The 11,167-nt window shown below is 37.1% G+C and carries 12 protein-coding genes; 1 reads left to right on the top strand and 11 read right to left on the bottom strand.

Going from position 1 to position 11,167, the window contains the following annotated elements; genetic code table 11:
- Nucleotides 1-80: 80 nt before the first annotated feature.
- Entirely contained in the window at nt 81-644 is a 564-nt protein-coding gene (locus KPL75_RS19310; protein WP_219917383.1) for a hypothetical protein, read from the top strand.
- Nucleotides 645-745: 101 nt separating this feature from the next.
- On the opposite strand, the gene KPL75_RS19305 is transcribed toward KPL75_RS19310, so the two are convergent.
- The 11 genes from KPL75_RS19305 to KPL75_RS19255 all read right to left on the bottom strand — a co-directional run bounded on the left by KPL75_RS19305 (nt 746) and on the right by KPL75_RS19255 (nt 10,976).
- A complete protein-coding gene (locus KPL75_RS19305; RefSeq protein WP_219917382.1) occupies nt 746-1,999 on the bottom strand; it encodes an FtsW/RodA/SpoVE family cell cycle protein in 1,254 nt (417 codons plus the stop codon).
- 7 nt (nt 2,000-2,006) lie between these two features.
- Nucleotides 2,007-2,414 (bottom strand): PadR family transcriptional regulator, encoded by a 408-nt coding sequence (locus KPL75_RS19300; RefSeq protein ID WP_219917381.1) that lies wholly within the window; start codon nt 2,412-2,414, stop codon nt 2,007-2,009.
- 4 nt (nt 2,415-2,418) lie between these two features.
- Nucleotides 2,419-2,952, bottom strand: coding sequence for a sigma-70 family RNA polymerase sigma factor (locus KPL75_RS19295; RefSeq protein ID WP_219917380.1), 534 nt, complete (start codon nt 2,950-2,952; stop codon nt 2,419-2,421).
- 107 nt (nt 2,953-3,059) lie between these two features.
- Complete coding sequence (locus tag KPL75_RS19290) at nt 3,060-3,443, bottom strand: HEPN domain-containing protein (RefSeq protein WP_002150089.1); 384 nt, start codon at nt 3,441-3,443, stop codon at nt 3,060-3,062.
- Complete coding sequence (locus tag KPL75_RS19285) at nt 3,427-3,762, bottom strand: nucleotidyltransferase domain-containing protein (protein WP_002087180.1); 336 nt, start codon at nt 3,760-3,762, stop codon at nt 3,427-3,429. The genes KPL75_RS19290 and KPL75_RS19285 overlap by 17 nt, the downstream gene beginning before the upstream one ends.
- A 267-nt stretch (nt 3,763-4,029) precedes the next feature.
- Nucleotides 4,030-5,712 (bottom strand): aerobic glycerol-3-phosphate dehydrogenase, encoded by a 1,683-nt coding sequence (glpD, locus tag KPL75_RS19280; RefSeq protein WP_219917379.1) that lies wholly within the window; start codon nt 5,710-5,712, stop codon nt 4,030-4,032.
- Nucleotides 5,713-5,845: 133 nt separating this feature from the next.
- Complete coding sequence (gene glpK, locus KPL75_RS19275) at nt 5,846-7,336, bottom strand: glycerol kinase GlpK (RefSeq protein ID WP_144505600.1); 1,491 nt, start codon at nt 7,334-7,336, stop codon at nt 5,846-5,848.
- 12 nt (nt 7,337-7,348) lie between these two features.
- Nucleotides 7,349-8,170 carry a glycerol uptake facilitator protein GlpF gene (gene glpF, locus KPL75_RS19270; protein ID WP_002064105.1) on the bottom strand — a complete coding sequence of 274 codons (822 nt, stop codon included), beginning with the start codon at nt 8,168-8,170 and terminating at the stop codon, nt 7,349-7,351.
- Nucleotides 8,171-8,398: 228 nt separating this feature from the next.
- On the bottom strand, nt 8,399-8,959 hold the full coding sequence (gene glpP, locus KPL75_RS19265) for a glycerol uptake operon antiterminator GlpP (RefSeq protein ID WP_219917378.1): 561 nt from the start codon (nt 8,957-8,959) through the stop codon (nt 8,399-8,401).
- A gap of 97 nt (nt 8,960-9,056) precedes the next feature.
- The gene (locus KPL75_RS19260; protein WP_219917377.1) at nt 9,057-9,506 is read right to left on the bottom strand and encodes a helix-turn-helix domain-containing protein; all 450 of its coding nucleotides are present in this window, start codon (nt 9,504-9,506) and stop codon (nt 9,057-9,059) included.
- Between the two features lie 273 nt (nt 9,507-9,779).
- Nucleotides 9,780-10,976 carry an oxalate decarboxylase family bicupin gene (locus KPL75_RS19255; RefSeq protein ID WP_219917376.1) on the bottom strand — a complete coding sequence of 399 codons (1,197 nt, stop codon included), beginning with the start codon at nt 10,974-10,976 and terminating at the stop codon, nt 9,780-9,782.
- Nucleotides 10,977-11,167 lie beyond the last annotated feature (191 nt).

Raw genomic sequence — 11,167 nt, 5'->3', positions numbered from 1 at the left:
TCAAGGTGTTTCTTTTTTATGCAGGATTTACAACTTTAAAATAGAATATATCATTTTAGAAAAAAACAAGGAGTGGAAAAATGAATCATTATTTCATTGCTATTTATGACGGTGATTTTTCTACCGAAAAATTACATACCATTTTACAATCTAATCCCACTTTTACCGAACTAAACGTCCGCACCATTTCAATCTCATCATCAAGACCTTTCACCTTATTAGTTGGCGCAGAAAATGATGCACTCACAACTGGACTTACAGACAAATACCACTTATTAACGAAAGAATTACAATCACTTGAACAGCAAGAGAAGTACTATTACGTATACGATTATAAAATTAGAAAGACCATCGAGAACCCTATCCAAAAATGCTTTCCATTAGCCAAAATTAATATAAGTGTTACGAAATTCCATAAGATGATTCAAAAAGTAAAAGACTTAAAACGACCTGTATTTGCGGGCTATAATATCTCTTCTCATGATTCAGACATACTTACAATTGATGTACTTCTTTCTTCACCTTTATTAGATCCTAACACTTCCGAAAAAGATGCGAAAGAATACTTATATTTACAACAACTAGCTGAATCAATTTCTCGTTCTGAATTATGTATTTCTATTGAGGCTAGTTCACTTATTTAAATACAACAAGAGGGTTATTTGTCATAACCCTCCACTACTATCTATTTACGTTTATACTTGATCATAATAATGAATTCTTTTATATACAACTTATATAAGTATCAAGGTGTCTTTTTCCTTCTAAATGAAATATCTTTACGTCGATATACACTTAGCACGATTCCCATTATAAATGCGTGAAACAAAGTTGGTATCAAGCCGTAACTAATAAAGGGTAATGATATAGAAACACGCGGTAATATCCCAAGGATCATGCCAACGTTATAAACGAAATGGAATACGAAAAGAGTTACTCCACCAACGAGAAGCAATTTACCGTATCGATCATTTATTTTATAAGATATAACCATTATTCTTACTACAAAAAGAGAAAGAATTAAGACAAGAATTAGCGTAAGCACATATCCATAATAATAAGTTAAACTTGCAAATACAAAATCAGTATGCGTAGCAGGGATAGACTTTATATTTCCATATGTACCAAACCAACCTGCCGATGACATTGCCTCTTTTAAACGTAAATACCATTGATCATGTTCTGGGTTTAAAAATCCTAAAATTCTAGCTATCCGGTATTCTTTTACGGCAGACCAGGAAAATAAATCCCTGATAATAAAGAAACAAATTGGTAACATTGTAATGAGCCATGCCGTTTTCTTTCCTAGCCTACTCCACCAAAGCATAACGAATACCATCGTGATGTAGATGAAAATTGGTAAAAGAGTTGATGTAGTTAGAAATAGATATAAAGAAAATACGTACAACATGAGAAGATGTATAAACTTTAATCTACTGTTATTAAAAAATGAAGCCCAGGCTAGAAAAAAGAATGGTATTGTCATTAAACAATCAATTGTTATGGAACCAATTTTCATTAATGGTTCTCCATTCAAAGAAGCAGTCGGAAAACATTTTATCATTAACAAGATAAGTACTCCAATTGTATAAAACAGCCACCCGAGTTTCTCTAATCTCCGATAATCAAGTAGCATCAGCCCAATCGCTGTTGCAACGCCGAGAATTACAAATATCATCTTATTCATTAATAATTCAGCATGTCCAAAAGCTATAATTGGCAAAAATCCTAGCCCCATCGCAGCCACTAATAAACCAATTAAGAACCAATCAACCTTTGGCTTATGCAGTTTGTTAAGCTCTTGCCCAAGTTTGACCGGACTTCCCATTTGTTCAACAGCCTTATCTTCAGCAACTTCCTCACTTAAGCCTTTCTCTATCCACATATTCTTCGCCTGTTTCAAGTGAAAATCTAGTTCCGTTGCCACTAAGTCCTTCGCTTCTTTTGATTTAATATGGTTCGTAACTTCTTTTAAAAAACGCTCCCCTTTTTTATTCAATTCCGCCTCACTCCTGTACTAAGCCTTTTAATATAAACCGTGCCTTTGTAGAATCTTTCTCTGCCTTTCGTAGCATCTTTCTTCCTTTATCATTTAATTGATAATATTTCGCCCCTGCATGATCCCAACTTGATTGGATAAAACGATTCTGTTCCAAGCGGTGTAATAAAGTGTATAAAAAACCTTCATTTCCTTCGAATTTTTGAATTCCTCTCCCTCGCAATAGCTGCCCCAGTTCGTACCCTGTTTTTTCATTCATAAGAAGTTGTAAAACCGCTAAAGAGATGTCTTCTTCATTTTCGTATGATGCATTGATTTTTTCGCGCACCTGCTTTCGATGCTGATTAGAAAAACTCAAATGTTTAAACGTTGTATTCTCCATTGATTTTCGCAGGCCTTTTAATCGATCTTCCATTTGATTATTCCTCCAATCCTTTCTTCAAAAGTTCCTTCGCTTTTTTCAGTCTTGTTTTTATCGTGTTTTCCTTCACTTCTATTACAATAGCAATATCTTTAATTGATAATTCTTCATAATAAAATAGATAAATGACTTCTCGATATTTTATCGGTAAATTCATTACTGCAGAAGCCAACCTATGGTCCTCTGCATTTTGAATAACCGTTTGTTCAACACTTTCTTTTTGACTCCCCATAAAAGTAGATTCATCTTCTGTAACGATGACCTTTTTGTTATACCAACTTTTTAAATAGTCCTTACAATGATTAATGGCAATTCTCCACAACCACGTTTTCACATTTGATTTCCCTTTGTATGTATGAAGAGATTTATAGCATTTCACAAATATATCTTGCGTTAAATCCTCCGCAACCTCTTTGTTATTCACATATGAATACACAAGCTGTAAGACTTCTTGTCCATACTTGTTCATTATTTCATCGATAAGGTCCTCCTTATCTTCTATTTCAAACGCTTCTACCGTTAATTCATCCACATTATTTCCTCCTTCCCATATATTAGACGACGCACTGTATGGAAAAGTTTTATAAATTCATAAAAAAAAACGGTTGGCAATGTCCATACCGTTTTATTCATCCTCTACTATTTAATTGTTTCTAAAACAAAACTTTTAATATTCCCCGCACTTTTTATAGCTTGCGATACGTCTGTTTTATTAAGTTCTTCAAAATAAGGATATCTGACTTCAATCGCATAACTATTTAACTCTGCACAATCATCTATCAAATCATTGAATTCCATATTAAATTCAGCACATTCCTTTGCTAACAGCAATAAATTATGCGTTTTAGGCGGATGAGTTCCTTTAAGCGTTAAATACCCCTTTAGATATTTCTCAGCACACTGTTGACAATGATAACAGATAATTGCAAAAGGAATAGGTATTAAAGACAATAAATGATTAGAAGCTCTAAGATCTGAATCTGCAATTTCAAACCATAAATTTGCCTCACTGAAATTTTTCATACAATACCTTACCTTCTTCAGCAATCTTGTATTCCATTGTTACAGGATTACCAGAACGCTCATTAAATTCTTCAGAACCGTAAACAAGTAAATCGACTGGTGTTTTCATTACATCGAATATACTTAAATTCAATTTCTTTAAGGCTTCTCTTTTCCTCTTACCAATACCATCAACCACTACACACAAATCAAAATCACTATCCTCATTAGGCATACCGTAAGCATGAGACCCAAATAAAATAATTTTATTAACATCAGAAAGAGAGGAAGTCATTTTATCTACTAATTGATTTAACTCTTTTTGAACATTAGTATTCATTCCATTCACCTCTTTAAATTAATCATTCTCAATAAATCCTAACTGTAGAAGCAAATTAATAAATTGATTCATTTCAACTCCAATACACTACTACAATTGTTAAGTTATTCAAACGGTATAATAATACTTATTATACCTTTCATATTCATATCCTGTTAAGCAACAAAAATCTACACTCAGCTAATTTCAGTACACTCTGTACAAATATAATAAAAATAATAAAACAAAAAACCACCTAAAGGCTCCCCTTCAGGTGGTTCTCTATTTTTAAGCTAACGCAGCCGCCTGTTCTTGTTGATCTACAGGAATTACAGCGTCTCTTAACGCTTTTTCTAATTCAGCTGTGTATTTCATTTGTTCTTCTTTGCTCCAGCCAAGTTTCGCAGCCATATAGTTGATTACCGCTTCTTTCCACTCGTATACCCAGTGGATGTTGAAGAATACAGCACCTCTGCGGCGTACGAAGAAGTCAACTGGTTTTGCTGTCATTTCGTAATCCATTGCGTATACAAGCGGGATTAGAACGTCTAGCGGCATGTTGTATTCTTTCGCTTCGTCTTTATGTTTTTTCGCTAAGTCAAACAGTACGTCAACGTTAGAGCCGTAGAATTTCGCGAATTCTTCCGCTTGCGCTGTCGTTAAACCGTATTTCGTACCTTCGCCTGCTTTTTTCGCAACGAATGCTGAGAATCCGTGTGAACCACTTACATGTCCACCAGAGATTGGCATATGTTTCGTGTCACTCTTCGGATATGCACTATGACCTTCTTTTTGTAATAGATTCGTTACGTAGTCTACTACCATTTCAGCCATTTTGCGGTATCCTGTTAATTTACCACCTGCGATTGTAATTAAACCAGATTCAGAAGTCCAAATTTCATCTTTACGAGAAATTTCAGATGCGTTTTTACCTTCTTCGTAAATTAACGGACGTACACCAGCCCAGCTTGATTCCACATCTTTTTCTGTAATTTTCACGCTTGGGAACATGTAGTTAATCGCATTAATGATGTATGTGCGATCTTCTGTTGTCATGTGTGGTACAGCTGCGTCTTTATCATAGAACGTATCTGTTGTACCTACGTACGTTTTTCCGCCGCGCGGAATCGCGAATACCATACGTTTATCTGGTGTATCGAAGTAAATCGCTTGGCCTAATGGGAAACGTTTTTGATCAATTACTAAATGAACACCTTTTGATAATTGAAGTACTTTCCCTTTTTTAGAGTTATCTTTTTCACGAAGTGTATCTACCCAAGGGCCAGCCGCGTTTACAATTTTCTTACCGTAAACTTCGTACACTTCTCCGTCTAGTAAATCGATTACACGTACACCGCATACTTTTCCATCTTTATATAAGAAACTGTCTACTTTTGCGTAGTTAACAGCTTTCGCACCATGCTCAATCGCTTCTTTCATTACTTCAATTGTAAGACGCGCATCGTCTGTACGATATTCTACGTAGTAACCGCCGCCCTTTAGTCCTTCTTGTTTTACAAGAGGCTCTTTATTTAGCGTTTCTTCACGGTTAAACATCTTTCTGCGCTCGCTTCGTTTTACACCTGCTAAGAAGTCGTATACACGAAGACCAATTGATGTACTGAATGATCCGAACGTACCGCCTGTATGGAACGGAAGTAACATCCACTCTGGTGTTGTTACATGGGGACCGTTCTCATATACGATCGCACGCTCTTTCCCCACCTCTGCTACCATTTTCACTTCAAGTTGTTTTAAATAACGTAAACCGCCGTGTACAAGTTTCGTTGAACGACTTGATGTACCTGCTGCAAAGTCCTGCATTTCAAACACAATTGTTGATAAACCGCGTGTTGCCCCATCTAATGCAATACCAGAACCAGTAATACCTCCACCAATTACGATCACATCTAACTCTTGTTTATTTACTCCGTTTAATACGTCTTTACGTTGTTTACTTGAAAATTTCATGGTAATTCCTCCCTTTGATAACGAAAAAAGAGACCACGAACTCCGCTATAGATTTCGCCTCTATAGCGTGTTGTGGTCTCTCCAAATCTCCTACCGAATTATTAACTTGTCATCATTATAACACTGTTTATGATTATTTGAAAGCTTTTGTTGCTTCAATTGCTTTTTTCCATCCAGCATATAGCTCTTCGCTTGTTTCCGCTTCCATTGCTGGTGTAAAGCGTTTATCCATATGCCACTGCTCTTTAATTTCGTCTTGGTTTTTCCAATATCCAACCGCAAGACCAGCTAAGTATGCTGCACCTAAAGCTGTCGTTTCATTGATCACTGGACGCTCTACAGGAACGTCTAACATATCACTTTGGAACTGCATTAAGAAGTTATTCTTAACTGCTCCCCCGTCAACGCGTAATGTGTTCAGTTTAATACCTGAATCAGCTTCCATTGCACATAATACATCTTTCGTTTGGTATGCTAAAGATTCTAGCGTTGCACGAATGAAGTGCTCTTTCGTCGTACCACGTGTTACGCCAAACATAGCGCCGCGTACTTCACTATCCCAGTACGGTGTACCTAATCCTACAAATGCTGGTACAACGTATACACCGTCAGTTGATTCAACACGTGAAGCGTATACTTCACTCTCACTTGCATCTTTAAACATGCGCATTCCGTCACGTAACCACTGGATTGCAGAACCCGCTACGAAAATACTTCCTTCTAATGCGTAATTTACTTTACCATCTAAACCCCATGCAATTGTTGTTAATAGGCCATGCTCAGAAGCAACTGCTTTTTCACCTGTGTTCATTAACATAAAGCAACCAGTTCCGTAAGTATTTTTCGCCATACCTTCACCGAAACAAGCTTGTCCAAATAATGCTGCTTGCTGGTCACCAGCTACACCTGCGATCGGTACATTTTGACCGAAGAAGTGATAGTCAATTGTTTCACCATATATTTCAGATGACGGACGTACTTCTGGAAGCATGCTCTTTGGTACTGTTAACATGTCTAGAAGCTCATCATCCCACTGTAAGTCGTGAATGTTAAACATTAATGTGCGTGATGCATTTGAGTAGTCTGTTACGTGCGCTTTACCGCCAGACAATTTCCATACAAGCCATGTATCAATTGTTCCGAATAATAACTCGCCGTTTTCCGCTTTTTCTCTTGCACCTTCAACGTTATCTAAAATCCATTTTACTTTCGTACCAGAGAAGTATGCGTCAATTAAAAGACCTGTTTTTTCACGAACCATATCGCTATAACCTTTTTCTTTTAACTCATCACAAATTTCCACTGTTTGACGAGATTGCCATACGATTGCGTTATAAATTGGTTTACCAGTCGTTTTATCCCATACAACCGCTGTTTCGCGTTGATTCGTAATACCGATACCAGCGATTTGTTCTGGCTTCACATCTGCTTCACTTAAGCAAGTTGCGATAACTGCTAAAATAGATCCCCAAATTTCTTGTGCATTATGCTCGACCCAGCCTGGCTTTGGAAAATGTTGTGTAAACTCTTTTTGAGCTGAATGAACGATTTTTCCTTCTTTATTGAAAAGAATTGCGCGTGAGCTTGTTGTTCCTTGGTCTAATGAAAGAATATATTTTTTCATATCAGTTTCCCCCTATGCTACTTTTCTACTATTTGTAGTAGCTCCACTTTTTTTACTTGTCATATAAGAGATTGCTAGTACAATCACAGTTGTAATAATCACATAAATAAGTGCTGGATTTTGTTTCCCTTCAAATACAACTTGATGGAATAATCCTGCAAGTGATCCACCTAGAATTGGACCAACTACTGGAATCCATGCATACTTCCAATTTGAACCGCCTTTTCCTGCAATCGGAAGGAAGAAGTGTGCAATACGCGGACCTAAATCACGAGCCGGGTTGATTGCGTATCCTGTTGTTCCACCTAATGATAAACCAATACTTACAATTAAGAAACCTACGATAAATGGATTTAAACCATCTGCAAATTTATTTGCTCCAATTGCTAATATACCAAATACTAAAACGAATGTTCCAATCATTTCACTTAAAAGGTTTGTAAATGTGTTCGGAATTGCTGGACCTGTTGCAAATACACCTAACTTTGTTCCTGGATCCTCTGTTTCTTTCCAGTGTGGTAAGTAATGTAAATATACGAGAACTGCCCCGATAATTGCCCCAATCATTTGTGCTGCGATATACATAGGTACGTCACTCCATGGGAACGCTCCCTTAAAAGCAAGTCCTATCGTTAAAGCCGGATTCAAATGTGCCCCACTAATTGATCCAACTGCATACGCTGCCATAGCAACCGCTAAGCCCCAGCCCATTGTAATTACAATCCAACCAGAATCTTTCGCAAACGATTTCTTTAAACTTACACCAGCGCAAACACCGCCACCAAGTAAGATTAACAACGCTGTCCCTATTAATTCCCCTAAAAATGCTGACATAAAATCCCTCCACAATCAATTTAAATGCTTTCGAAAAGTGATAGAGGTAAAATGAATGGCCATTCGTTTTTTTTCAAAAGAAAAAGATCCACAGCTTACATGCTTCTATAATATATATATAGAAACAATAAAATGTGGATCTCTTCTTTTCTCCGTCACGTTTATTAACTTGTCTATAATGTTAACCTCTAATGAAAGCGGTGTCAATAGAATTTTTTCACATTTTCGTCACTTTTTTTGGTAATGTTTCCATAATTCTTTTTTCGATGTCGTAATTGCTGTCGCACCAGCATTTAACGCTCTTTCAACGTCTTCTACAGTTCGAATAAAACCACCTGCTAAAATCGGTACACCTGTACGCTCTTTCACCTCAGCGATTACACCCGTTAACGCACCGGGAAGCACCTCTATATAATCCGGCTTCGTCTTTTCTAACAAATTACAGCTCTTTTCCATTGCGCTAGAATCAATTAAAAAGATGCGTTGAATGGAGACGACACCTTTTTGCTTCGCCTTCATAATTACGCTCGCCTTTGTCGACAATAACCCGTACGGTTTATATTCCTGACATAAAAACTCCGTCGCATGCCCATCACTTTGTAATCCATGGATCAAATCCACATGTAAAAATACTTTTTTATTATGCTGCTTCGCAAGTGACACAACACTCTTCAATTGACCAACATGAATATCTAAAATAACAATATACTCATACGTACTATGTAATAGCTTTTCCAAATCTTTAATTTGCCTCACTGCTGGCAAAATCTTTTGCTCATGAAATTCCATTCTAAATGTCCCCTTCTTTATATCATCCTATCCTTTATAGTACACAATTTAAGTGAAAAGAACAGCTAGCGTGGAGAATTTCTTTCCAATCTTTCCTTTACCTATATATTTTCTTCAACTTATCAGAAACCGTACCACCTATAATCATTAATAAGAGAGGTAAAAAATTCATCACATATGGTGCATCCGCTACAATGGTAACGCTGGCTCCGGCAAACTTATTTAACATCCATATACCGATTTTTGTAACAAACAAAAATACGCCCATCATAAATAGACTATCAAAAAACACCTTCCATTTTGGATACGCCAATTGTTTACTGTCTTCAATTACTTTCTGCGTCAATTCCTCATCACTCCTTAGCAACTCATCAATCGTAATACCGAACAGATCACTTAAATGAATAATAATTTCAATGCTCGGATAGTTCTTTCCTGTTTCCCATTTCGAAACAGACTGCCTACTTACATGAAGTTTTTCAGCCAAATCATTTTGCGACCAATTTCTTTTTTCCCTTTCTTCTTTTACACGTTCGCTAAAAATCATACTGTTCTTATCACCTCTCTACGTCTAGTATGGTCAAATAAATGACCAAGAGTAAAGCTAGTTATCGTTGCGTAACCTGTGCAACTTGTGCGTTACACTTTAAAATGGCGCCATTTCATACTCTATGCCATTCAGATTTCACATGTTTTTCTTCTATAATAATTTCCCGAACAATAATACAAATAACGAATACTAGTAAAGACAGAACTAGACATAAAAAATACGCCATTCCTTCCTATCGTTCTCCAGAAAGAATAACGCATATATCTATGTTTACTCATCCGTTTTCGGTTTATAAGAAAACCCCGGATATTTCACAACAGGCCATTTTTGCTTACGTAAGGAATCCATCAATTGCGGGCCAACATGCACATTACTTTCCACTATTTCTTTAGGAGTCAGTGCCATCCATTGATTTAACGATACATCTTCAAAAAGATTACTTTTGAACATCTCTAAAAACCATAATGTTTCGCTACCAGTGTTTTGAATATAGTGTCCGGTAGCAAACGGTACATATCCAACATCACCAGCTCTATAATCAAATGTACGAGCTGCACCATCTCCAAGAAATACAGTCATTCTTCCTTGCCCAGTAAGATAATACTGCCACTCATCGTTGTTAGGATGCCAATGAAGTTCTCTCATTCCGCCAGGCCCAATTTCAACTAGTGCTGCTGCAATTGTTTTTGAAATAGGAAAATTAGTAGAGTCTACAATTCGGACACTACCACCAGGGGTCTTGATAGGTGTTTGTTTTAACAATTCGTGCTTGAAGGTTAAAGGAATTTCTCCTTCAGGTGACTGGACTTCCTGACTCTCAAGCGAACCCGGTACATCTCCTTGATAAATATAGATTTGCTCTGAAGGAATAGAGTTAAAAGTACTTTCTGGTACTCCGAAATTAGCCGATAGAACTTCTTTTGGCGTATGTGCAAACCAGTCGGAAATAGATAAAGTAGATAGATCAGAAAAATGTCCATCATCGAAGACAAGCAGAAATTCACAGTGTTCCAATCCTTGAATCGAATGCGGGATGCCAGGGGGAAAGTACCAAATATCACCTGGACCAACGTCAGCAATGAAATTTCGCCCTTCTTGGTCAACGGCAGTTATGCGTGCCTTTCCTAAAAGCATATATGCCCATTCTGCTTGTTTATGCCAATGGAGTTCACGTACTCCTCCGGCCGTTAAACTCATATTTACACCAGCAATCGTAGTCGAAACCGGAAGTTCCCGGACAGTAATCTCCCGAGACCACCCACCGTGTTTTAAAATCATAGAAGTGTCTGAGAATGAAAATTTCAAGTTAGGAACTAATCCAGCATCAGTTATAGGCGGAACGAGCATATTCGGATTTTGAATGTCCCGCATAACATTACGCGGCCCTGAATCAAGCGCACCAGCTCCATCGCTACGGATTGGCTGTGGTATACTCCCTCCCGCTTCGTTAACAGTACGTTTTTTCATCATTACACTCCTTTTCCATCCGATTTTTAAGTAAAAATCTTCCATCATAGTGTATGAATTGGACTTTGGATGGTTACTGTGACTATGGATACAAGGGGTTCTGCCTTAACAATCCGCTAAAGCTTGATGCTATCTTAATTTAAAAAGGAGTATCCAACACACTAACATATAAAAAAGAAGAGAAATCCCTT

The sequence above is a fragment of the Bacillus sp. NP247 genome, from assembly GCF_018966865.1.
Lineage (GTDB): Bacteria > Bacillota > Bacilli > Bacillales > Bacillaceae_G > Bacillus_A.
The sequence above is the reverse complement of the archived record's forward strand: the minus strand, read 5'-3'. Positions and strand labels throughout refer to the sequence as shown.